The organism is Streptomyces sp. 147326 (assembly GCF_045000215.1).
GTDB lineage: Bacteria > Actinomycetota > Actinomycetes > Streptomycetales > Streptomycetaceae > Streptomyces.
Genome location: NZ_CP134201.1, coordinates 8608138 through 8629436 on the forward strand (window position 1 = coordinate 8608138; position 21299 = coordinate 8629436).

Here is a 21299-nt window from a genome sequence, read left to right on the forward strand (position 1 = left end):
CCCCTGGTGGGACGGCCCAGCAGCCCGGTGGTCACTGCCAGTCGGCCGCCCTGATCACGGATGCGGCGAGGTCAGAGACGGAGCCCGTGGTGGTATCGATGGTGAAGTCCTCGACGGCGACCCGGCTGAGGATTCCGTCCAGTTCAGCGGACCGGTCCAGGTGCCATTGCAGTGCTTCGGACTCGCTGTCGTGGCGGTGGGCCAGACGCTGGTGAATGATCGGCAGTTGAGCCCGCAGCCAGCACACCGTGAGATCAACGCCTACGGCATCACCCCCATGAGTGGCCTGGACCTCGCCGACGGGGGCGTCCGGTGGACGACACCGTCGTCGGTGACGTCCGTACGGACCCTCGCGTGGGCCGGTGGGGTGCTGACCGGCAGCGGCTGCGAGGCGGTTCTCCTCGATCCGGCCGACGGGAGCGACCTGGCTCGGTGGCGGCTGCCGGACCTGCTCGCGGGACCCGACGTGAAGGCGTTCGTCCCGGTGGGTGCGGAGCGGGTGGTGGCGGTCTGCGAGGCCTCGTCGCTGGTGACCTTCGGGATCGGCGCGGACGAGCCCGCCCGGCTTGGATCCTACGATCCGTTCGGGGCGGTCGGATACGTCCACGGGTCGGTCTGGATGCTGCGGTCAGGCAGGGGGTTCCTCGCGGTGGATCCCGCCGACGGGACGTCAACGTGGTCGGTCGAGGCGGATCAGCGGATTGTGGTCGACCCTCTGCCGTACGCCGACGGCGTTCTGGTGGGGGATGCCAACGGCGGCATCCGGCGGTTGGGGCCCGACGGCCGGACCCTGGAGGGGTGTTCCCTGCCTGGTCGGCGCCTGGACGCGCTGGCCGCCGCCGGCGACGGCGGGCTGTTCTTCGCGGCGAAGGGCACCTTCGGCTCCTTCACCCTCACCCCGAAAGCCGGGCGGCCGACCACACCCGCATCAAGCGCGGGAGCCCTCTCCGTTGGCGAACCCACTCGGCAAGATCCGAAAGAGACGGCCTAGGTGTATTGCCCCGGGAGGTTGTGGACGGGTGATGCAGGTCTCGGCTGAGGCGTCTTGAACGGGTGAGGGCCTTCCGGGTTCGGTGTGGATTGCGACGTCTACACCGACCAGAAAGGCCCTCGTGCCCCACCGTAATGCACCTCTGACCGAGACCGGACGGCTGCGCCTGGCCCACTGCGTGGTCGTGGACGGCTGGCCGCTGCGGCGGGCCGCCGAGCGTTTCCGGGTCTCGCCGACCACGGCCCAGCGGTGGGCCGACCGCTACCGCGATCACGGCGAGGCGGGCATGCGTGACAGGTCCTCGCGCCCGCATCACAGCCCGCGCCGGATCCCGAACCGCACCGAACGCCGGATCATCAAGGTCCGTGTCCTGCGCCGCTGGGGACCGGCCCGCATCGCCCACCTGCTGGATTTGGTGCCCTCGACCGTGCACCGCGTCCTGACCCGCTTCGGGCTGGCCCGCCTGAGCCATCTGGACCGGGCCACCGGCCGTGTCATACGCCGCTACGAACGCGAGAAGCCCGGCGAACTGGTGCACGTGGACATCAAGAAGCTCGGCAACATCCCCGACGGCGGCGGCCACAAGACCCTGGGCCGCCAGGCCGGCCGCAAGAAACGCCCCCGCCTGGGCTACAGCTACATCCACACCGCCGTCGACGACCACTCCCGCCTCGCCTACAGCGAGATCCTGACCGACGAGAAGAAGGAGACCGCGACCGCCTTCTGGCAGCGGGCACAGGCGTTCTTCACCTCGTGCGGGATCACCGTGGAACGGGTCCTGACCGACAACGGGGCCTGCTACAAATCCCACACCTGGCGCGACGCCCTGGCAGCGGCCGGGATCACCCACAAGCGAACCCGGCCCTACCGGCCCCAGACCAACGGCAAGGTCGAACGCCTCAACCGCACCCTCCTGGAGGAATGGGCCTACGCCCGTCCCTACCAGTGCGAGCAGGAACGACGCGACGCGTTCCCGCAGTGGCTACACACCTACAATCACCACCGCGGACACACCGCGCTCGCAGGCAAACCACCCGCCAGCCGCGTCCCCAACCTCACAGGGCAATACACCTAGTGACCTGAGTCAGAGATTTGTCGTTAGTTCGTTATGAGTCGTCCGGGTCCGAAGATTCCGCCGTTGTCGGTGACCGATGCCCAGCGGGCTGTCCTGGAGGGCTGGGTGCGACGTCGGACAACGGCTCAGGCTCTGGCTCAGCGGTCGCGGATCGTGCTGGAGTGCGCGGACGGGCACTCGGTCATGGAGGTGTCGCGGCGGCTGCGGGTCGCACCGGACACGGTCCGCACCTGGCGGCGGCGTTTCCTGGAGCACGGTCTGGACGGGCTGGGCGACGAGCCGCGGCCGGGTGTCCCGCGGAAGATCACCGACGCGGATGTCGAGCGGGTGATCGTCAAAACGCTGGAAGAGACGCCGAGGAACGCGACGCACTGGTCGACGAGGTCGATGGCCGCGGCCACGGGTATGTCGCAGTCGACGGTGTCACGGATCTGGCGGGCGTTCGCGCTGGCGCCGCACCGGTCGCAGACGTTCAAGCTGTCGACGGATCCGCTGTTCATCGACAAGGTCCGTGACGTGGTCGGCCTCTACCTGGACCCGCCGGAGAAGGCTCTGGTCCTCTGCGTGGACGAGAAGTCGCAGATCCAGGCCCTGGACCGGTCCCAGCCGGTCCTGCCGATGATGCCCGGCGTTCCCGAACGACGCAGCCACGACTACGTCCGCGCCGGCACCATTACCCTCTTCGCAGCCCTGGAGGTCGCCACCGGCAAAGTCATCGGATCACTGCACCGCCGCCACCGGCTGCCGAGTTCAAGAAGTTCCTGACCAAGCTGGACAAAGAGGTCCCGGCGGATCTTCAGGTCCATCTGATCCTCGACAACTACGCGACCCACAAGACGCCGGACATCAAGCGGTGGCTGCTGGCGCACCCGCGGTTCCACCTGCACTTCACGCCCACGAGTGCATCGTGGCTGAACCTGGTGGAGCGATGGTTCGCCGAGCTCACCCAGAAGAAGCTCAAGCGCGGCGTCCACCGCTCGGTCCAGGCCCTCGAGCGTGACATCCGGGCCTGGCTGGCCGCCTGGAACGACCAGCCCAAGCCCTTCGTCTGGACGAAGACCGCCGACGAAATCCTCGACAAAGTCGCCGCCTACTGCCACCGAATCTCTGACTCAGGTCACTAGAGGGTTCTGACCGCTCTTCCGTGACGGCTACGGCCGAAGGAGGATGCGGGCTCTGAGCAAAGCGAATGAGGCTCGACCGTACATTTGCCGTTTGATCGTTTTGATTCGGTCGACGTGTCCCTCGACCATGCCAGAGCTGTAGGGCAGGGTGAAGCCTGCGGTGACGGCTTGGAGGTCCTGGCGGATGGAGTCGGCGAAGATGCCGATGGCGTCTGGGCCGTCCAGCTCGGCCTTCTGAATCCAGTCCCGGAGTTGGTGGCCGCGGCGATGTCGGAGCATGTCTGTGAACTCCCGCGCGAGGTCGCAAGCGGAGGCGATCTCCGGGCAGGCGTTCCGGACGGTTTCCAGCTGTGTAATGTCCGAGGGGCTGAGTGTTTCCTCGGGCCGCATGATCCATGAGGTGATGTCGCGAGGGCTGGGTGTCAGTGCCCGGGCGGGTTTCGCGATGCCCTTCCTGATGGCCGCCACGTAGCGGTTCACGACGTGATATCCGCCGGTGTAGCCGAGGACGAGCACCTCGCGATAGAGCTGCATTGAACTGGTGCAGCCTGCCTGGAAGCGGTGCTGGACGTGCTCGATGAATGGGTCGAGGAGACCGTGCCCGTGGTCTTGCGCCGAGGCGAGAAGCCCTTCAAGGTCCTTGTTCCGGTAGCGCCGGACCGTCTTGCGGTCCAACCGTAGACGGCGGCCGATGGCGTTGAGCGACAGACCGGTGGCGGCAAGCTCGTTGACCTCCGCGTGGCGTCGTCGGATCCGGTCCAGAGTGCGGTCTCCGGTGTGACCAACGCCGTGGTGGACTCTGATGCGGTCGGCCGTCGTAGGCAATCGCGGTGCCTGCGGCAGGTCTTCTCGATGGCCGTTGAGAGGTTCTGGAGGAGGTGCCAGCGATCCGCCACCTCCAGCGCGTTCGGGGCGGCCTGCCTGATGGCCTTGGTGAATGCCATCAAACGGTCTCGGCAGATGATCTCGGCGCCGGGGTGCTCCTGAATCCACGCCGCGACGGTGCCAGTCTCGCGATCGGGCAGTACGTCCACCGGCCTGGAGGACTCGACGTCGACGAGGACGGTGCCGTAGGTATGGCCCTTGCCGAACGCGAACTCATCAATTCCGAGGATCTGTGGAGCCCGTGCCGGCACAGGCGGAGCGGTCAACTGTCCCAGGATGGTTGTCCGCCGGCCGTAGAGCCCCAACCTTGCGCAGAGGCGTTGGCCCGGGCGGCCGCCGAGTTCCACAGCGACCGCCCGCATCGCTGACCGCGCCGCTGTCGAACTACGGCGTCGTGGCTCGGTAAGGCCCTCCACCTGTTCCACAAACGTCCGACGCCGGCACCAGTTCTGATTGCAGAAGAACCGTCGGACGCGGAGACGGACGATCAGCCGGTGGACGCCGACGGGCAGCCCAGCTATGTGGCGCCAGTACCGGCTGTGAACGCGTGCGGCGGGATGCCGACATTGAGGACATGCTCCTGGCGACCCGCAGCCAGCCGCGTCGATCATCATGCCGCCATCCGCGACCACAGCACGCTTCACCACAAGGTCCAGGCCGGGGAAGAGGACGTCTTCGGGAGTCTCCACCTTCATGACGGCGTGATCCCCTGGCGAAACGGTCCCGCAATCCCCGCCCTTCAGCGCACGTTGCCAGGTGCGACGTGCGCTGCAACTGGACGATCAGGGAGCCTGGTAGAAGGGGATGGGTATGTCGTGCGCCTTGAGGGCTTCCGTGTAGCGGGCCAGCAGCTCGTCAAGGTTGGAGAGGAGGATGGCTGCTGCCTCGCGGGCTTCACCTACGTCGCCCTGGTCGCAGGCTTCTACGATTTCGGCGACATCCGCGCGGATGATCGACAGGGAGTCTCCCTGGATCAGTACACCCGGAAAATTTCGCGGGGGCAGGCGGACGACCGCGTCGTTCCCCGGATCTGTGAACAGCTCAACCTCGATACGTTCCATCCGATCATCCAACCTCAACCCGGGCCCCCTTCTCCAGGCGTAGCCATCACGGAAGAGCGGTCAGACCCAACTAGAGCGCTCAGGGGCCAACTACTGCACTCAGTCACGATCGGCCGTAGGTCTGGTGGCAGAGCGCGGCCACGGCGGGGCTGGTGACGCCGTGCGCGGCGCGGCACAGCCTCGTCATGTCCGCGGCCCCCGCCCTGGGGCGCGTACCGGACGGTGCGGTGCGGGGCGTACGGTTCGGCCGCTTCACCTTCCTGGGCTTGGGCTCGGCGGCGGGGCGGGGGTGTCCGGCGCGGCCGTACCGGGCCTTCGGCCCTGCGGTCGGGAGCACGCCGTGCGGGCTTGGTCTCGCAGGACGCGTTGCGGGCCGCGGCCGCGGGCGCGGGCGCGGGCGCGGGACGGGCCGGGCCGGTGCGGGAGCACGGCCGGCCTCGGGAGCGGCGCCGGCCGAAGGCGCGGCCGCAGACACGGGCATGGGGGAGAGGGGCGGCGCCGCCCCCGTGTCCGGTCGTGCGGGTCGGCGGTCGACGGGGTGCTCGCGGTCTTCCGAGACCGCGACGGGCGAGGCTCCAGCGGGCCCGGGTGGGTGCGGGGGCGGACGGTGACGCATCCCGGGGCCGCGAGCAGCGCCCACCGGTGCCCACGAGTGCGTCACGGCTGCGCCAGGGCTGCCGTGACGCCGCGCAGGAGCTGGCCAGAAGGGGTGGAGTGGGGCTCAGCTACCAAGCAAGACATGGGATGAGATGGGATGGAGCCGCGGATACGAACCGGCGTCCTCCACATGCGGTGAAAACCGCGGCGGGCACCGGCGGGGTGGGCGGACGGCGTCAGCGACGGTGGGCGTGTCATCCCAATGGGGCGATGTGCGGCACGGTGGATCAGGCAAGACTCTCGCACAAGCCCAACTTCGACACGGAGGTTCCATGTCGAAAATCGGCGCGCCTCGCATCGACGTTCCGCGTGAGGCCCCGGCGCGGGCGCCGCTCGTTCTGGCGTCCCTGATCATCGTTGCCGCGGTGGCCAACCTGAACCTGTCGGTGGCCAACGTGGCGCTGCCCGCGATCGGGAAGGCCTTCGACTCCTCCCAGACCGCGCTGAACCTCATCGCCGTGGGGTACTCCCTCGGCCTGGCCGCATCGGTGCTCTATCTGGGTGCGGTCGGCGACCGCCACGGGCGCAAGCTGCTGCTGCTCCTCGGCATCGCTCTGTCCGTCCCCGCCTGCCTGCTCGCCGCGTACGCGCCGAACGACACCGTCCTCGTGGTGGCCCGGATTCTCGGCGGGCTCTCGGCCGGCATGGCCTATCCGACCACCCTGGCGCTGATCACCGCTCTGTGGGCGGGGCCGGGGCGGACGAAGTCGATCGCGCTGTGGTCGGCCCTGGGCGGCGGCATCTCCATGCTCGGGCCGGTGACCGCGGGCGCGCTGCTCGAACGCTTCTACTGGGGGTCGGTGTTCCTGGTCACCCTGCCCCTCGCCGTGGTCGCGCTGGTCATGGCCCTGCTGTTCGTCCCCGCGCACGCCAACGAGTCGGCCGAACCGGTGGACAACCTCGGCGGCATCCTGTCCGTCCTCCTGGTCGCGGGACTGGTGCTGGCGATCAATTTCGCCGCCGTCCCCGACCAGGGGGCGCTGGCCGTCGGCCTCGTCGTGATCGCCCTGGCTGCCGGAGCGGCGTTCTTCTGGCGTCAGCGCCGGGCTCCCAACCCGTTGTACGACCTCCACATCGCCGGCCGGCGCACGTTCTGGGTCGCCGCATGCGCGGGAATCATCGTGTACGGCTCCATGATGGGGTCGGCGTTCATCAGCCAGCAGTACCTGCAGAACGTGCTCGAGTACAACCCCGTCGAAGCCGGCGCCGCCATCCTCCCCCTCGTCGTGATGATTGTGCTCGTGGCACCACGGTCCGCGAAGCTGGTCGAGACACGCGGCGCCCGCACGACCCTGCTGATCGGTTACGCGTTCCTCTTCCTCGCCTTCGCCTGGATGCTGCTTTTCTGGGGCGAGGACAGCGGCTACTGGCAGATCGGCTTCGCCTACGTGCTCATCGGTATCGGCGCCGGCCTCGCCGGGACGCCCGCATCCCACTCGCTGACCGGATCGGTGCCCGTGCGACGGGCCGGCATGGCCTCAGGCACCGCCGACCTGCAACGGGACCTCGGCGGGGCCATCATGCAGTCCATCATGGGCGTGCTCCTCACCGCCGGCTACGCCTCGGCCTTCAGCGCGGCGATCGCCGCTTCCCCCGAGAGCAAGGACGTGTCCGACCAGATCCAGAGCGAGCTGACGAAGTCGTTCGCCTCCGCCGGGCAGGTCGCCCAGCAGCACCCCCAGTACGCCGACCAGATCGTCGCGGCAGCACGCCAGTCGTTCCTCCACGGCGACGACTGGGCGTACACCGTCGGCCTGGCCGCGATCGCCCTGGGTGCGCTGCTGATCTTCTTCATGTTCCCGCACCGGGACGCCGAGCGGGAACTCCTACGGCGCTACTACACCGAGGACTCCGCCTCCGCCGCCACCGAGAGGCCGAGCGGACCGGGAGCCTGAGAGATCGGCCGGTCAGCCGGTCGCCGACCGTGTCGTGCGCGGTCTTGCCCCACAGGGCCGTCGGCGGGAATACGGCGCAACTGGAATGACGCTCCCCGCCAGCTGGCGCCAGTTCGTGGACCGCGCAAAGGCGCGAAGCGTACGCCAACGACCAGTGCTGTGACCGGGTAGGTGCGCCGGGTTGGGGTGGCCCGAGCCCGTTGTCAGAGCCTCCCGATAGCCTCCCGGCAGTCATCCGACTCCTCTCCGGGAGAACAACCGTGGACATCCTGCTCATCGCAGGCCTGTGGCTCGACGGATCCGCGTGGGACGACGTCGTGCCCGAACTCACCGCGCTCGGCCACCGTCCCGTGGCGCTCACCCTCCCAGGCCAAGGGGACGGAACCGCCTCCGCGACGCTCGACGACCAGCTGGCGGCAGTGCTCGCCGCGGTTGACGCGGCGCCCGGGAAGCTCCTGGTGGTGGGGCACTCCGTCGCATCGAGCCTGGCCTGGCTGGCCGCCGACGCGCGACCCGAGAAGGTGGCCAAGGTCGCCCTGATCGGCGGCTTCCCCGCCGCTGACGGGCGGGCTTACGCCGATCTCTTCGCGATCGAGGACGGCGTCATGCCCTTCCCGGGCTGGGGCCCCTTCGAGGGAGCCGATTCCGCCGACCTCGACCGGGAGACACGACACCGTCTTGCGTCCGCCGCTGTTCCTGTGCCCGAGGGGGTCGCCCGGGGAGTCGTTCGCCTGACCGACGAGCGCCGCTTCGGCGTCCCCGTCGTGGTCGTCTGCCCCGAGTTCACTCCCGCCCAGGCCGAGGCATGGATCGCCGCCGGCGAGAGCCCCGAACTCGCCCGCGCCACCAGCCTCGAGTACGTGGACCTCGACTCGGGTCACTGGCCGATGGCCACCTGCCCCCGCGATCTCGCACGCGTCCTGGCGGAGGCCACGAGCTCGTAGTGCTGCGGCAGGGCCGGGTGGACCGGAGGCGCATCAACAGGCGTGGTGCGCCCACCCGACCACCCGACCACCCGACCACCGGGCTGGTGGGCCTGTTGAGCACGTCCGCCGTCCCATAGCCTGGACCGCATGGCAGACGACCAGGCAGGCCGCGCCCCGCTCGTGCGGGTGGAGACCGGAGAGCAGAGCGTCGTCGTTCGAGTCGGCGGCGAGATCGACATCGACCGGGCATCGATGCTGCGCGATGCCCTGCACAAGGCTATTACCCAGCGTGACTGCCCCAACGAGATCGTCGTCGATCTGACAGAGGTCACCTTCTGCGATTCCTCCGGACTCAACGCCCTCCTCCAGGGCCGCCTGACCGCCCTCGAACACAGCCGCCAGGTCCGCCTCCACGCCCCCTCCACGCAGGTGGTCCGCCTGCTGGAACTCACGGGCGCTGAGCAGCTGTTCCCCATCACCGCGCGCCCGGGCAGCTGACCTGCCGCAGGTGCTCTGCTGGGGTCGGCCCTCAGACCCGAGGCGGAAGCATGCGGTCCCGGCAGTCGCGCGGCGCAGCGCCGACAGCGGAGGTCAGCCCAGCGGCGGGTGGCTCGCGGTCACCTGGGCGACCTCCGCCCGGCCCACGGCGCTGTACCGCCGCGCTGCACGTACGTCGGCGCGAGGATGCACGGGCTGGTTCCCCTTCTTCGCGGCTGGAGTCATTGCCGTGCTCGAACGCAAGCAGCTCAAGGGACGTACCCAGGTCACTTTCATCCTTCCCGAGGACACTCCGTACGGGCCCGTCAGTGTCGTCGGGGACCTCAACCACTGGAACCCCGCCGTCCGCCCCCTGGAGCCCCACGGCGACGGCACCCGCGCCGCAGTCGTCGCCCCCCCCACAGCGCACACTCCTTCCGCTACCTTGCTGCCGGCGACTGTTGGTTCGACGACGAGCACGCCGACAGCCACGACGGCACCAACAGCCGCCTGCACACCTGACCACCGGCCTTCCTGGCCGCCCGCTCGTCGCACCCGTAGCCATCAGCGCCGGGTGCGCAGGAGCTCGGCGTCAGCCAGCGCTACCGCACCGGCGCACGCAAACCCCACCCAAGTCCATCACCGACCGCATCGACATCGCCGTACGCGCACGCTGGCCGCCTGTGGTGCGCGGGCGCCAACCGACTGTTCGACGCCCAGCAACAAGGCGTCGTAGACCCGGAACTGCGCGCGATCGTCGCCGAAGGCCTCCAGGAGATCTACTTCAAGGACGGCGGCACACGCGCCGACCAGCTCGAAGTCGAATCGGCGCGGGCTGCAGCGATGCTGAGGAACACGACGTTCTCCCGCCCGGTGTCCGTGCGCACCCTGCTGAGCGCGGTGGCGACGAGCTGGGCCCACGACTGCAGCCGCCCCAGGTCGAGCGTCCGGCAGGGTGGGCAGCCGGATCGGAGGACCTGAAGGCCTGCGCCCCAGGGGGACGGTCACCGAGGCTGATCACGGGACGGTTCGGCGCGAGGCCGGGCCAGGCCGGGCCGGCTGCGACATCCGGTGCGAGGGAGCGCATGAGGAGGACGGGGTGCATCTCCCAGGGGTGTCCGGGCGCAGCCGCGGTCAGGGGCGCCCCGACTGGGGCTTCAGGCGCCTACCTGTGGGGGCGGCCGTTGGTGGTCGCGTGAGCATCTGCAGTGCGGCGTGCCGGGCGAGCGTTAAAACATGGTGTTGTCGTTCTTGGAAGTGGGTGGGATCACCTGGAGGACGTCCCAGTGTTCGACGATCTTGCCGCTTGCGTCGAAACGGAAGATGTCGATACCGGCGTACTCCTCGTCGGGCCAGGTTTGGTGGCAGTGCAGGATCACGTGGTCGCCGTCGGCGAAGGCGCGTTTGACCTCCACCCGCTTGCCCGGGTACTCGGCGGCCATGCGCTCGAAGTAGTCGATGAACGGCTGCTTGCCGTCGCCGACGTGTGGATTGTGCTGGATGTAGGTGTCGCCGGCGTACTGGTCGATGGCCTCGGCGGGGCGGCACTGGTTGAACATCAGATCGTAGAAGGCCTGAGCCGTGGCCTTGTTCTTCTCCGGGTCGCTCATGGTGCCACCGTACGGTCGGGTGCCGCGTACGGCACGGTGGGTGCGTCGAGCAGGTGGTCTGCTCCGACAGGGACGGACAGAGTCCGGCCGGCGAGGACGGTGGGGCTCGGGGTGGACGGGGTTGATGCCGGTCCGGCACAGTGCCGCGACGGCGGCCGCCGTCGAAGCAGGTGTCCCCTCATCAGCCACCACCGTCGCGGGCCCCAGGGTGTGTACGCCGGGTCCTGCAGCCGGTGCCCACAACTGGCAGAACGCCACTGCCTTCGCCTTGATCACCGGGGTACGCGAGGACCTCGTCCCGCTGGTCCTCACCGGTCCTGCCTTCGCCGGCCCGGACGACTCCGCCTTCAGCGCGTATCGCGAAGCCCTCCACGCCTATCTGAAGGGCACCGATCCGGAGCCGGCCGCGCAGCGGGCGCTGCAACAGGCGGAGAAGGCCAAGGACTGGGGCTTCGCCATGCCGCCGGCCGTGCTGCTGTCGCAGCTCGTGGAGGGCGACGAGGAGAGCTTCAATCTGGCCTTGGCCGACGCGCTCGAAGCCCACCGCCACTACTACCAGGTCGCCGACCGCGCCGACGATCCAGATGCGTCCTTGAGCCTCGACATCCTCGCTCTGGCCTGCCATGCCCGCCGCCGCGGCTGGGCGATCCGCGTCGAATCCCCTTACCTTCCGCACGGTCTGCTGCGGGCCGCCGCGCCCTTCTAGGGGCAGGGGCGGGGTACGCGGGCGCGACGACCCAGGCCTGCTGCTGATCGCCGCCTAGAGACGGGCGATGCGTCCGAGCGGGGCCCGGGGTTCGCGTCGGGCAGGGATGCGGCCGGATGCCGTCCGCTGATGCGTACGGGACCGTCGTCGATGACGATCTCCAGGCGCAATACCCGGCTGACCCTCCGGGTTCGGCAGCCGGAACGCAGGCTCTCCGAGTCCTTGGGGGAACAGCGAAGTCACCCGGGCACTGAACCGACCCGGGTGATCGGTGTCGGCGTCCTGCGCTCAGGGGCGGGGAGGCAAGGCAATCGGGCTTGGTCACCGGCCTCCGCCGTCGGCAGATCTTTCGCATCGCCATGCTGTGCTGCTCGTGATGTGATGAAACGAGGGGTCCGAGAAGGAGAGAGCGATGACCTCACCGGCAGCGGAGCGGAAGACCGTTGCGGGCCTGGTGTCAGTCCGCCCGTTGGCCGAGGCGGACCTGGATCAGGCCGATGAGATCTTCCGGGTCGCCTTCGGGACGTTCCTCGGGGTTCCCGAGCCGAAGACGTTCTTCGCGACCGCCGATTACGTCCGCACACGCTGGGCGGCCGACCCGCAAGCGGCCTTCGCAGCGACGATCGAGGGTGAACTGGCCGGATCGAACTTCGCCGCCAACTGGGGCAGCGTCGGGTACTTCGGACCGTTGACCGTACGTCCGGACCTGTGGGACCAGGGCGTCGGCAAGCGCCTCATGGATCCGGTCATGGACTGCTTCGACACCTGGGGGAACCGCCACCTGGGCCTGTTCACCTTCTCGCACAGTCCCAAGCATCTTGAGCTCTACCGCAAGTACGGCTTCTGGCCCCGATTCCTCACGGCCATCATGAAGAAGCAAGTCGCGGGCAGCTCCGCGGTCCCCGGCCGGGTGATGTACAGCGAGCTGCCTGCCGCCGAGCAGCCCGCCTGCCTCAGTGCCTGTCGCGCACTGACCGGGGCCGTGTACGAGGGCCTGGACCTGGAACGCGAGATCGTCGCCGTGCACACGCAGGGACTCGGTGACACCATCCTGCTTCAGGGCGGCGGCTCCGAGCTCGATGGCCTGGCCGTCTGCCACTGCGGAGCTGGATCGGAGGCCGGCGAGGACGTGTGCTTCGTCAAATTCGGCACCGTACGCCCTGGCCCGGAGGCCGCCGACCGCTTCGAGCGACTGCTCGACGCATGTGAGCAACTGGCGGCCGAGCGCGGGCTGAGCCAGCTGGACGCCGGGATGAACCTGGGCCGCCCGGATGCCTATCGCCGCATGATCGACCGTGGTTTCCGCACTGGGTTGCAGGGCGTCACGATGCACCGGCCCAACGAGCCCGGTTACAGCCACCCCGACGCCTACGTGATCGACGACTGGCGCTGAGACCACCCGTCTGGCCACCAGGCTTCACCTCCTGGTGGACTGCGCCGCCGCCCCGCCCGACCGGGACAGCCTCGCGGTGTCGCCTGCCGGAAAGCGACGTCGTGCGACTCGGTCGCGGGCCACACCTTGCAGACCTTGCAGACGACACCTTGCACACGACCGTGACCAGGCCGAACGAGATGGCGCCGCTCCAGATGGGTCGCCGTCGGCCTTCCGCCTGGGCACCTGAACCCAAGGTCGCACCTGTAGGGTCTCGCGGCTGATGTCGCAATCTCACGGGCCGTGTCGTACCGATGTCGTATACGACATCACCGTGAGACCAGCGTGTGGGTGCTGCTGCTCAGCGCCTCGTCTCGTACCTGGTCAGGACCACGCCGCCGGGAAACGTCCGCGTCTCCACCAGGTTCAGGTTCACCCAGCTGTCCAGCGCGGTGAAGAACGGCGTGCCGCTGCCCACCAGGACCGGATGGGCGGCGATCGCGTACTCGTCGATCAGCCCGGCGCGCATGGCCGCCCCGGCGAGCGTTGCGCCGCCGATGTTCATCGGGCCGCCATCCTCGGCCTTGAGCCGGGAGATCTCGGCGATCGCGTCGCCGGTGACCAGGCGGGTGTTCCCGTCGACCTTGTCGATCGTCGAGGAGAACACCACCTTCGGCGTGTCCCGCCAGTTCCGCGCGAACTCGATCTCCGCCGGGGTGGCGTCGGGCTGCTGGTCGCCGGTCGGCCAGTAGGAGCTCATCGTCTCCCACAGCTTGCGCCCATACAGCGACCGGCCACTCGCCTGCTCGTGCTCGAGCCACCACTGGAACAGCTCGTCGCTCGGCGGTCCGCTCCAGCCGATGTCGTCGCCGGGCGCGGCGATGTAGCCGTCCAGGGTCAGGTTCATGCCGTAGATCAGTTTCCGCATGGCTCAGCTTTCCGTTCGTGGGTGTCCGGCGTATAGACGAGCGCGGCGCGGGAAACTCATCGGTGCGCGATCTGGGCTCGCCGGTGGCCCTCGTGCCCGGGGCTCAGCGTGATGTACTCGGCCGACTCGGACAAGCCGCCTGATCTCGGCCTCGCCCTTGCCCTCGCGAGGAAATACCACGGATTTGAGACTGATCACGGATGACAAGGCCGTGAGGCAGCCAAGAACGCCCAGGTCACGCAAGATCGACATGTCACGAGCGGCGAGACCCTGCGGCACCAGCGGAAGACGGTGCGGTGTACCACCAGGTGGGTGCGGAAGTGGAGAGGGCTGCGCGGGGTGCGGCCCCGTCGCGGCCTGGATGGCCAGGCCGCACCCCGCACCAGGGAACCTACCCGCCTCGCCTGTGTTCCATTTTTGGTCGGGCAGCCGGATCACGGACGGTCGGTCGGTTCAGGCTTCCAGCATCCCCAGCGCGGAGTCGGCCCGGCAGATCGGGCAGGCCTCCACCCCCTGGGCGAGGGCCTGGACAGCCTGTTCGCGGGTGGCGGGGCGGGAGCGCGCCATGGCCGTGGAGCAGTCACCCGTGTGCACCATCACGGGCCGGCGTACCGCGCCGATGCCGTACTGGATCCGCCACTCGACCTCTGGCACGGGCCGGTGCTCGGTCTCGGCGAGGCGCTGGTCGCGGCGGGCCTCGGCGATCAGCGTGCGGACTTCGACGAGGAGCGCGTGGAGCTGCTGCTCCACTACCTCCAGCCGGGCCAGATCCGGCGGGAAGAGCGCGCGCGGATCACGCCCGGCCACGGCGGCTACCCCGCAGTCGGCTCGTGAGCCCGCTCGAGCGCCATCCGGGCGGCCACGACCTTCTCGCGCTCGACGCTCTGCCAGAACGCGTCCGTCATCACGACGCCGGTCAGCCGCCGTAGCCGACGCGCCAGCCGGTCCAGCAGTACCTGCTGCTCGGGGGTGTAGCCGGGGCTCGGCGGTACGTCGCCGCGGGAGGAGTAACGGCTCTCCTGGGTGGTCCAGCCGGGGAGGGGTTCCGTCGACCAGGGCAGGGTGGCGCACAGGGCGGTGTGCTCGGCGCGGACGCGGTGGAGCTGTGCCTGCAGGGCCCGGAGACGGGGAGGGAAGTTGAAGAACATGACGACATCGTACGTCTGTTCGAATTAATACAGCCACACGCCACGCGAGCTCCGAAAATCGAACATTGATTCAATCAAGCCGCCATGGCCGAAAAACGTTTCCCAGGGGATCTGATCCGGCTCAAGCAGCGGCAGATCCCATCTACAACCGCCTGGCCCTGCAGTCGGCGCGGGGGCGGCCGAGCTCCGAAGCGAGCTGACACGCGGCCTTCCTGCCTGATCGGCTCCCACCCCCACTGGCGATGTGAGCCCCTGACTGGCCGGGCGCATCCGAGCTGCGCCACCGGGCCGTGGCCGCGCCCGGCGGGGAGCCCGAGCGCGTCGTCGAGTACCGCGACGGCTTGTTGGTGGTGCGCCCGCCCAACACCCGACGCCCGTCCTTCTGGCCTCAGTGGCCGTATCAAGCCGCGACATCCAGCGGCATGACGCGGGTCGGCTGCGCGGGGCTCAATGGAGACACCGCCCAGGCAGAAAAGGGGCCCCTTCCGATCGAGCCGCTCAGTCCCCAAGGAGAAGCGCCATGATCCGCAGCCGTAGCCGACGTCCGGTAATTTTCACCGCCACGACCGCCCTGACCGCAGCGGGCATCGCCATGTCCTCCACCGCGATCGCCGCCCCCACCGCACCCCACGCCACCACCGTCAGCGGATCCCCGGGCGGCAATGGACGTGAGGGGCGCTTTGTGGGGAGCCCCTACGGGCCCCCGCCCCAGGGCAATAAAGTCACCGGCATGTCCAGTGCCCCCACGGGGGGCCACGCCTACGGCAGCCCCTGGAGGGTCATCCTCCGGTAAACCCGGGAGCCGGCAGCACACGCTCCGAGGGTGGGCGTGTCCGGCGCCACGGGCGAAGACTCGTGCCTGTACTCCTTCGCCGCGGCGGCCCTGAGGCTGGGGCGGAGCCGCAACGTGGGCATGGCCTCGTTCGCCTGGCACCTGCCCTCCCTGGCGCTGCGCGGCGGGCCCTCGCCCTCGCGTGGTGCCGCACCCGCGCCGCCCGTACGGGGGGCCTGTCACGTGCCTGTGACAGTCGGCGGACAGTGTCGTGAAGTCCGGAGGTCAGTCTTTTAGCAGAAGGACAAATCAGACATTTCACCACAGCGGTCGTCCTTCGAAACCTCCCCCACCCCCCTTTTACTGGAGTAATTCTCATGGCTCGCACTTCTCGGAAGCAGCGTTTCTCGATGTTCGCCGTCTCGGCCGCGATTGTCGGGGGAGGCGTGCTGCTGCCCACCAGTGCATTCGCTGCGCCGGCCAAGCCGCAGGTCAGCGAGGCGGTCACGCTGGTCGCCGACCATGCGAAGAGCGGTCATGGGAGCAAGGGCAAGAAGGACAACCGGGGCAACAAGGGCAAGAAGCACGGCAAGAAGCACGGCAAGATCAAGGACGTCAAGAACATGCCGGGCTGCAAGTTCTACAAGGGCACGGTGTACTGCGAGCACAAGCCCGAAAAGCCCGCCCCCACCACGGAAACCCCGAAGACGGAGACCCCGACCACGGAAACCCCGAAGACGGAGACGCCGACGACGGAGACCCCGAAGACGGAAACCCCGACCACGGAGACGCCGACGACGGAGACCCCGGGCGCCGAGACGGAGACCGCGGACACCGCCCCCTTCATCCTGACGACGGAGACTCCGTAGCTCCCCGTGCCGGTAGCGGTTCACACGATGAAACGTTCATGCAGCTGATCAGCCCCTGCCGTGCCCGTCGGGCACCAGGGGCTTTGGTCTGCTCTGCCGGCCCGGATGCCGCCCCCACCCGAACCGGACCCGCAGCGCCCGATCAGCCAGGGTGACGCGACGGGGCGGTCCGACGTTGATCCGGGCATGGACGAGATGCTGGACGTGCTCCTCGACGGGGTCACCGAGCCGCGCCTGAAGCTGATCAGCGGGGACGAGGCAAGGGCTCTGATGGTTCTCCTCGGGGTACTCGACGATGACGCGCAGCCCGAGAAGGTTCGCCATGCCGCTGGGGAGATGCGCTTACGCATCGGCTCCCGGCTGGCCTGAAACTCGAGCCGCTACGGCGCGGTCTCGTAGGAGACGGTGGCGCCAGGGCAGTCCTCCGCGGCCTGCCACTCCTCGTGCGCCTCCGGCGGCCAGGTACAGCAACGCCGAGAGGACCCGAACCCGGCCACCGCCTGCGAACTCATCCGCTGGGGTGTGCGGGTCAGGGGTGGAGGTAGCTCCCGAGGTAGCTGCGGGCTGCGGCCTCGCTGGTGCCGAGCGCGGTCGCCACCTCCCCGATCGGTACATCCGCGGCGGCGAGCTCGTAGGCGGCGTCCTCGCCGACCTGGGTGATGACGTACCGCAGGTCGGCCAGGGCCTTCAACGCGACCAGCGGCTCCTCGGAGGCCAGACCGTCGAGCTGGCGCACGAGTTCGCTGAGGGGCGCGGTGAGGTCCGCGGGCAGTTGGACGGCCGCGTACCGGATCACCGACAGGTGCGCGTCGCAGTCCGCGATCGGCACGGCGAGGTCGACGTCCGCCTCGTACAGGGGCTTGTCGTTGGGGAGGGTGGTCCAGTCGGGGCGGGTACTCGGCCATCCCCCGCCACCCGCACGAGCGACTGCCCCGCAGGAGTGCGGCCCGGGGGCCGGCCGAATCGGCCGTCGTAGACGTGCCACTCCGTCGACGACGGTACGTGCGACCCGCTGCCCACGTCGAAGTAGACCGGGCCCGGCTCACCTCCGTCGGCCAGCAGTACCCCCACCGACCCCGCGTGCGTGGCCCGCAACGCCTTCAGCAGCCTGTCCACGACCACCAACCCCTCCCGCAACCCGCGACCCGGCCCGGCCCACCGGCCGGACCCGCGACCTCAAGGCTGCACAGACAGGCCCGCCCGCGTACCGGGACCCACCGAAAGCAGTACAGGCGAAGTCACCCGCACGCCACGCGAGGCAGAAGCCGATCGCGGTGGATGAGGCTGCTCTATCCGGAGGTTCTGTCCGGCCCGGTCCACGTGTCGCTTCGCCCTCCTCCGCCGTGGCAGGAAATTCCGCGAAAGGTGCGTACTGGTGAAAATCAGATCGAATGCCGAAGGTGGGCGTGGACATGCGAGTAAGGCGAAGAGGGCTGAAGCGCACCGCGGTGCGCGCCGTGCTGATCGCGGTGGCCACCGCGGGCTCTGCAGCACTGGGATGTCAGGCTGCTTGGGCGGCCCCCGACATCTGCATTGCGGCCAACGGCGCTGTGGTCGCGCAGATGGGCACCGCTGAGTGCACCGCAACCGGACCGGTGGCCATCGCCAGGGGGGCGGGGAGCTTCGCCTCCGCGGTCGGCGGTGACCGGAACAAGGTCAAGGTCCACGGCGAGAACAGCTCCGGCTTCACACTCGCCGGCAGCAGGAACACCGTCACGGTCACCGGTGACAACAACGTGGGGTTCGCGGGCCGCGGCGACAACAACACGGCCACGGTGGACGGCGACAACAGCGAAGCCGCCGCAGGCATCGGCAACGACAACACCGCCACCGTGGACGGCGACGGCAGCAGCGCCACCGCGACGTTCGGCAGCCGCAACACCGCGACCGTGGACGGCGACGGCAGCTTGGCTCAGGCCGCGCAAGGTGACCGGAACACGGCCACCGTGGACGGCGACCTCAGCGACGCCTTTGCCGGGACCGGCAACAACAACACCGCCACCGTCAACGGCAACCTCAGCGCCGCGTTCGCTGAAGCCCCCCAAGGCTGTACGGCGCAAGCGGTCGGCGGCGGCCAGATCGCCAGCTGCCCCTAGTACTCCGCCTACGAAGACTTCGACGTGGTGGAGAAGCGCGAGGGCCCTCCGGCGGGATGGAGGGTTCGCGGCAACCACGGCGTCATCATCGCCGAGGACGTGCAGCCCGATCACCGGCCCGCTGGCATCGCGCTGCAGGCGCGCGGCGCGGGCCGGGCCTACAGCGCCACCGTGGCGAAGGTGAACGTGAGCCTCGCGCGTACGCCGGGGTGGTCACCGCTGCCCGTGCGGACGGACCAGCTGTGCCGCGGTGTTGCCGCCCCCGGGCTGCACTTTGTGCCGCCCGCGCCGGACGCCGAGCGGGCCGCCAAGGTGATGGACCGCCTTCAGTAGGCGGGTCGCGCCTCGCCGGTCTCCCCGTACCCAGGCCCGCCGCGGCCACCGGCCGCAAGGCCCGAGACGAGGCCCGCCGCGTCCTGCGCGAGGCCTGGCGCCTCAGCGTCGAGCACCCGGCAGCTCGCTCCGTGCAGGGGAGGGGGCGGCCACCTTGCGGGGTAGGCAGCCCCCCCGGGGCGCCCCGTCGCCGAGGTGCTTCGGGTTCAAGCGGGGCTTTACCTGGCTCAACGCGTCAACGGCCCCCAACGCCGGTAGGGCCGACGGGGCCGGGACCCCTCCCGCAACGCGCGACCGGGCCGGCCCACCGGCCCGTCCACGGTGTCCAGGCTGCCCCGCCAGGCTCATCCACGCACTGGGATCCCCCGAAAGCGGCTCATCGAGCGACAACGCCGAAGGAGCGGAGACCCGTGATGGACGCCGTCAACCTGCTGAAGCGGTACCTGGACCAGCTGCTGAAGGAGGGCGCGCCGTTCGACCCGGCGGAAGTAGGTGTTGTTGGAGCGGGCGGTGTCAGCAGTGGCGGGCGGCGGTGGTGACACCGAACATCCGGCACACGATCGCGGAGAAGCGAGTGGCACACCGCCCGTGAGCTGCAGTCATCACTACATGCTGCTAAAGCTTTACGGAAGGTGGACGTTCTGATCTTTCGGGGCTTCCGGCGGGGACTGTCAAGTCCCGATATTCAGCGGCGTGACGGTCTTCGCCTGCTCGGGCTCAATGGAGACACGGGCCAACGCAGGGCAGACGGCCCGCCCACCTCCCTGGAAAGGCACTACACGACTGACCCGACCTTTCCCGTCGGAGCAATGGGTCCCAGGCATCAGCCGGCCCCGCCATCCCCCATCACAAGGAGCACTCCCGGATGGCCCGCACCCACACCCGCACTCAGCGCCTCGTCCTCCCCACCGCCACCACCGCCTTGACCGCAGCGGGCATCGCCGCGTCCTCCACCGCGATCGCCGCCCCACCACACCCCACACCACCACCATCAGCACCAACGAACTCCAGACCGGGGGCGGGAATGGCGGCCAAGACGGCATCGGATTCTGGTATGGCCCCCCGCCGCAGGGCAATAAAGTCACCGGCATGTCCAGTGCCCCCACCTACGGGGGCCCCCTTACGGCAGCCCCTGGAGGATCATCCTCCGGTAAACCCAGCCCCCGGGCCGACAGCACACGCTCCGCGGGTGGGCGGGTCCGGTGCCGCGGGCGAAGACTCGCGCCGGTACTCCTTCGCCGCGGCTGCCCTGACGAGAACCGCGTCAACGCACCCCCGGCTGCCAGCCTGCGTTGAGCTGACCGACCACCACACCCGCCAAGATCAAGAACTGGCGGCTTTTGGGCTTACCTCGGCGCTACCCCAACCATCGCGGTGATGCTGGCCGTCAGCCTCCTGCGGGGCCTGGAGGCCGATCCCTTCGAGGCCTCCATCCATGCCTAGGCCCCCGCCTCCTTGTCAGCGCCGAGAGCAGGAAGGGGTGCCGGGTCTGCGGGGCGGGCGAGGGCGCCGAGGGAGCGCTGTCCGACGTACTCGTCAAGGCGCTGCTCGAAGGACTTGGCACTGGGCCCGTAGTGCTCCGGGTAGGCCTCGGGCTCCAAGCTCGGACCCCAGCGGACGAGTAACCGCTGGGTAGCTGAGCGAACCGGGCACGACGGCGGAACCGTCGCAACGCCGACCGGTGGAAACGGCCCCGCAGGCCCGGGGTCCCCGGGCCTGTGCTGAGGAACCCGCCAAGGCTGCTGACTGCCCCTCCGGCTGGCCAGAGAATGCCGGACTACCGGCCCGACCTGGTCCAGAACTGACGCGGCGCGAAACCCTCGCGCCGCAACCAGTGCTCGGTATAGACGATCCGCTCGGCCTCGACCACGACGAGAGGTCCGGACGGAGGTTCGTCGAGAGAACGCGACCGCTCGACATGGTCGGACTGCCAGCGGAAAGCCGGCCAGTAGTGCTCGAAATCAGGGTCGTCCTCCGACAGTACGCGCGCCTGCCCGAAGACCTGAGCCCCTCGGCTGCTGGCCTGCCCGACCAGCGGAGCGAAGATGCCCACCGATACCCGGGGGTCGGCGGCGAGGTTCCTCATCTTCGGTGATGCTGGAGCCGTACTGAACATCACCGCGAAGTCGAGGTGGAAGTACCGCACCGGCGTTGCGAGCGGCCCCTCCGGGCCTGCCGTCGCGATCACGCACATGTTCTGCGACGAGAGCAGGTTGAGTATTCGTTCTTCCAGACGCTCCCGGTCGAGGCGCTTCTTCGGGGACGGGCCAGCCAGCCACGGGTTGGTCACAGACATGATCGATTATCCCACACCTCAGCCTTGGGCCTCCCGAAGAAGTTCACGTTCTGGCTGTGGGGCCGGGGGGGATGTGTG

The 21299-nt window shown here is 69.2% G+C and carries 24 protein-coding genes and 2 pseudogenes; 15 read left to right on the plus strand and 11 right to left on the minus strand.

Features of this window, described 5'->3' with window-relative positions:
* Positions 1–31: 31 nt before the first annotated feature.
* Positions 32–247, minus strand: coding sequence for a hypothetical protein (locus RIU97_RS39965; RefSeq protein WP_404962386.1), 216 nt, complete (start codon positions 245–247; stop codon positions 32–34).
* A gap of 30 nt (positions 248–277) precedes the next feature.
* On the opposite strand from RIU97_RS39965, the gene RIU97_RS39970 reads away from it, so the two are divergent.
* The 3 genes and pseudogenes from RIU97_RS39970 to RIU97_RS39980 all read left to right on the plus strand — a co-directional run bounded on the left by RIU97_RS39970 (position 278) and on the right by RIU97_RS39980 (position 3190).
* Positions 278–991, plus strand: coding sequence for a hypothetical protein (locus tag RIU97_RS39970; RefSeq protein ID WP_404962387.1), 714 nt, complete (start codon positions 278–280; stop codon positions 989–991).
* A 121-nt stretch (positions 992–1112) separates the two neighbouring features.
* Positions 1113–2066, plus strand: a complete 954-nt coding sequence (locus RIU97_RS39975) for an IS481 family transposase (protein ID WP_404954917.1) — start codon at positions 1113–1115, stop codon at positions 2064–2066.
* Between the two features lie 33 nt (positions 2067–2099).
* Positions 2100–3190: pseudogene (locus RIU97_RS39980) on the plus strand (IS630 family transposase).
* A 27-nt stretch (positions 3191–3217) separates the two neighbouring features.
* Here RIU97_RS39980 and RIU97_RS39985 read toward each other — a convergent pair.
* From RIU97_RS39985 to RIU97_RS39995, 3 genes are all read right to left on the minus strand, one after another.
* A complete protein-coding gene (locus RIU97_RS39985) occupies positions 3218–3724 on the minus strand; it encodes a transposase (RefSeq protein ID WP_404962389.1) in 507 nt (168 codons plus the stop codon).
* Positions 3667–4770 carry an ISL3 family transposase gene (locus RIU97_RS39990; protein ID WP_404962391.1) on the minus strand — a complete coding sequence of 368 codons (1104 nt, stop codon included), beginning with the start codon at positions 4768–4770 and terminating at the stop codon, positions 3667–3669. Before RIU97_RS39990 ends, RIU97_RS39985 begins: the two co-directional genes overlap by 58 nt.
* 87 nt (positions 4771–4857) lie before the next feature.
* Entirely contained in the window at positions 4858–5136 is a 279-nt protein-coding gene (locus tag RIU97_RS39995) for a DUF6959 family protein (RefSeq protein WP_404962392.1), read from the minus strand.
* 929 nt (positions 5137–6065) lie between these two features.
* Here RIU97_RS39995 and RIU97_RS40000 point away from each other — a divergent pair.
* The 4 genes and pseudogenes from RIU97_RS40000 to RIU97_RS40015 all read left to right on the plus strand — a co-directional run.
* A complete protein-coding gene (locus tag RIU97_RS40000; RefSeq protein ID WP_404962394.1) occupies positions 6066–7688 on the plus strand; it encodes an MFS transporter in 1623 nt (540 codons plus the stop codon).
* Positions 7689–7948: 260 nt separating this feature from the next.
* Positions 7949–8632, plus strand: coding sequence for an alpha/beta fold hydrolase (locus RIU97_RS40005; RefSeq protein WP_404962396.1), 684 nt, complete (start codon positions 7949–7951; stop codon positions 8630–8632).
* Between the two features lie 129 nt (positions 8633–8761).
* Positions 8762–9112 (plus strand): STAS domain-containing protein, encoded by a 351-nt coding sequence (locus RIU97_RS40010; protein ID WP_404962398.1) that lies wholly within the window; start codon positions 8762–8764, stop codon positions 9110–9112.
* Positions 9113–9787: 675 nt separating this feature from the next.
* Positions 9788–9910: pseudogene (locus RIU97_RS40015) on the plus strand (XRE family transcriptional regulator); the annotation flags it as partial.
* 410 nt (positions 9911–10320) lie between these two features.
* Here the strand turns inward: RIU97_RS40015 and RIU97_RS40020 are convergent.
* Positions 10321–10701 carry a nuclear transport factor 2 family protein gene (locus RIU97_RS40020; RefSeq protein ID WP_404962400.1) on the minus strand — a complete coding sequence of 127 codons (381 nt, stop codon included), beginning with the start codon at positions 10699–10701 and terminating at the stop codon, positions 10321–10323.
* Positions 10702–10825: 124 nt separating this feature from the next.
* Here RIU97_RS40020 and RIU97_RS40025 point away from each other — a divergent pair, with 124 nt between their 5' ends.
* Together RIU97_RS40025 and RIU97_RS40030 are read left to right on the plus strand one after the other, a co-directional pair.
* A complete protein-coding gene (locus RIU97_RS40025) occupies positions 10826–11407 on the plus strand; it encodes an immunity 49 family protein (protein ID WP_404962402.1) in 582 nt (193 codons plus the stop codon).
* Between the two features lie 412 nt (positions 11408–11819).
* Positions 11820–12800 (plus strand): GNAT family N-acetyltransferase, encoded by a 981-nt coding sequence (locus RIU97_RS40030; protein WP_404962404.1) that lies wholly within the window; start codon positions 11820–11822, stop codon positions 12798–12800.
* Positions 12801–13140: 340 nt separating this feature from the next.
* On the opposite strand, the gene RIU97_RS40035 is transcribed toward RIU97_RS40030, so the two are convergent.
* From RIU97_RS40035 to RIU97_RS40045, 3 genes are all read right to left on the minus strand, one after another.
* A complete protein-coding gene (locus tag RIU97_RS40035; RefSeq protein ID WP_404962406.1) occupies positions 13141–13707 on the minus strand; it encodes a dihydrofolate reductase family protein in 567 nt (188 codons plus the stop codon).
* Positions 13708–14160: 453 nt separating this feature from the next.
* Positions 14161–14514, minus strand: coding sequence for a DUF6233 domain-containing protein (locus RIU97_RS40040; RefSeq protein ID WP_404962408.1), 354 nt, complete (start codon positions 14512–14514; stop codon positions 14161–14163).
* A 5-nt stretch (positions 14515–14519) separates the two neighbouring features.
* The gene (locus RIU97_RS40045; RefSeq protein ID WP_404962409.1) at positions 14520–14855 is read right to left on the minus strand and encodes a hypothetical protein; all 336 of its coding nucleotides are present in this window, start codon (positions 14853–14855) and stop codon (positions 14520–14522) included.
* 520 nt (positions 14856–15375) lie between these two features.
* On the opposite strand from RIU97_RS40045, the gene RIU97_RS40050 reads away from it, so the two are divergent.
* The 3 genes from RIU97_RS40050 to RIU97_RS40060 all read left to right on the plus strand — a co-directional run bounded on the left by RIU97_RS40050 (position 15376) and on the right by RIU97_RS40060 (position 16865).
* A complete protein-coding gene (locus RIU97_RS40050; RefSeq protein WP_404962411.1) occupies positions 15376–15648 on the plus strand; it encodes a hypothetical protein in 273 nt (90 codons plus the stop codon).
* Between the two features lie 356 nt (positions 15649–16004).
* Positions 16005–16496 (plus strand): hypothetical protein, encoded by a 492-nt coding sequence (locus tag RIU97_RS40055; protein WP_404962413.1) that lies wholly within the window; start codon positions 16005–16007, stop codon positions 16494–16496.
* Positions 16497–16682: 186 nt separating this feature from the next.
* Entirely contained in the window at positions 16683–16865 is a 183-nt protein-coding gene (locus RIU97_RS40060; RefSeq protein WP_404962414.1) for a hypothetical protein, read from the plus strand.
* Between the two features lie 160 nt (positions 16866–17025).
* Here the strand turns inward: RIU97_RS40060 and RIU97_RS40065 are convergent, their stop codons facing one another.
* Complete coding sequence (locus RIU97_RS40065) at positions 17026–17481, minus strand: hypothetical protein (RefSeq protein ID WP_404962416.1); 456 nt, start codon at positions 17479–17481, stop codon at positions 17026–17028.
* A gap of 421 nt (positions 17482–17902) precedes the next feature.
* Between RIU97_RS40065 and RIU97_RS40070 the strand changes: the two genes are divergently transcribed.
* From RIU97_RS40070 to RIU97_RS40080, 3 genes are all read left to right on the plus strand, one after another.
* Positions 17903–18592: a hypothetical protein gene (locus RIU97_RS40070; protein ID WP_404962417.1), complete on the plus strand. Its 690-nt coding sequence runs from the start codon at positions 17903–17905 to the stop codon at positions 18590–18592.
* Positions 18593–18616: 24 nt separating this feature from the next.
* A complete protein-coding gene (locus RIU97_RS40075; RefSeq protein WP_404962419.1) occupies positions 18617–18925 on the plus strand; it encodes a hypothetical protein in 309 nt (102 codons plus the stop codon).
* A 413-nt stretch (positions 18926–19338) separates the two neighbouring features.
* Complete coding sequence (locus RIU97_RS40080) at positions 19339–19464, plus strand: hypothetical protein (RefSeq protein ID WP_404962421.1); 126 nt, start codon at positions 19339–19341, stop codon at positions 19462–19464.
* A gap of 900 nt (positions 19465–20364) precedes the next feature.
* On the opposite strand, the gene RIU97_RS40085 is transcribed toward RIU97_RS40080, so the two are convergent.
* Positions 20365–20526 (minus strand): hypothetical protein, encoded by a 162-nt coding sequence (locus RIU97_RS40085; RefSeq protein ID WP_404962422.1) that lies wholly within the window; start codon positions 20524–20526, stop codon positions 20365–20367.
* Positions 20527–20702: 176 nt separating this feature from the next.
* Positions 20703–21221, minus strand: a complete 519-nt coding sequence (locus RIU97_RS40090; RefSeq protein ID WP_404962424.1) for a pyridoxamine 5'-phosphate oxidase family protein — start codon at positions 21219–21221, stop codon at positions 20703–20705.
* Between the last annotated feature and the right edge of the window lie 78 nt (positions 21222–21299).

Bases quoted from the DNA above. Each gene is read 5' to 3' on its own strand.
- RIU97_RS40090 (WP_404962424.1), bottom strand. From the start codon at position 21,221: ATGTCTGTGACCAACCCGTGGCTGGCTGGCCCGTCCCCGAAGAAGCGC.
- RIU97_RS40020 (WP_404962400.1), bottom strand. From the start codon at position 10,701: ATGAGCGACCCGGAGAAGAACAAGGCCACGGCTCAGGCCTTCTACGAT.
- RIU97_RS40045 (WP_404962409.1), bottom strand. From the start codon at position 14,855: ATGTTCTTCAACTTCCCTCCCCGTCTCCGGGCCCTGCAGGCACAGCTC.
- RIU97_RS40055 (WP_404962413.1), top strand. From the start codon at position 16,005: ATGGCTCGCACTTCTCGGAAGCAGCGTTTCTCGATGTTCGCCGTCTCG.
- RIU97_RS39970 (WP_404962387.1), top strand. From the start codon at position 278: ATGAGTGGCCTGGACCTCGCCGACGGGGGCGTCCGGTGGACGACACCG.
- RIU97_RS40000 (WP_404962394.1), top strand. From the start codon at position 6,066: ATGTCGAAAATCGGCGCGCCTCGCATCGACGTTCCGCGTGAGGCCCCG.
- RIU97_RS40080 (WP_404962421.1), top strand. From the start codon at position 19,339: ATGGACGCCGTCAACCTGCTGAAGCGGTACCTGGACCAGCTGCTGAAG.
- RIU97_RS39990 (WP_404962391.1), bottom strand. From the start codon at position 4,770: ATGAAGGTGGAGACTCCCGAAGACGTCCTCTTCCCCGGCCTGGACCTT.
- RIU97_RS40010 (WP_404962398.1), top strand. From the start codon at position 8,762: ATGGCAGACGACCAGGCAGGCCGCGCCCCGCTCGTGCGGGTGGAGACC.
- RIU97_RS40030 (WP_404962404.1), top strand. From the start codon at position 11,820: ATGACCTCACCGGCAGCGGAGCGGAAGACCGTTGCGGGCCTGGTGTCA.
- RIU97_RS40060 (WP_404962414.1), top strand. From the start codon at position 16,683: ATGGACGAGATGCTGGACGTGCTCCTCGACGGGGTCACCGAGCCGCGC.
- RIU97_RS40035 (WP_404962406.1), bottom strand. From the start codon at position 13,707: ATGCGGAAACTGATCTACGGCATGAACCTGACCCTGGACGGCTACATC.
- RIU97_RS40025 (WP_404962402.1), top strand. From the start codon at position 10,826: ATGCCGGTCCGGCACAGTGCCGCGACGGCGGCCGCCGTCGAAGCAGGT.
- RIU97_RS39995 (WP_404962392.1), bottom strand. From the start codon at position 5,136: ATGGAACGTATCGAGGTTGAGCTGTTCACAGATCCGGGGAACGACGCG.
- RIU97_RS39985 (WP_404962389.1), bottom strand. From the start codon at position 3,724: ATGCAGCTCTATCGCGAGGTGCTCGTCCTCGGCTACACCGGCGGATAT.
- RIU97_RS40050 (WP_404962411.1), top strand. From the start codon at position 15,376: ATGATCCGCAGCCGTAGCCGACGTCCGGTAATTTTCACCGCCACGACC.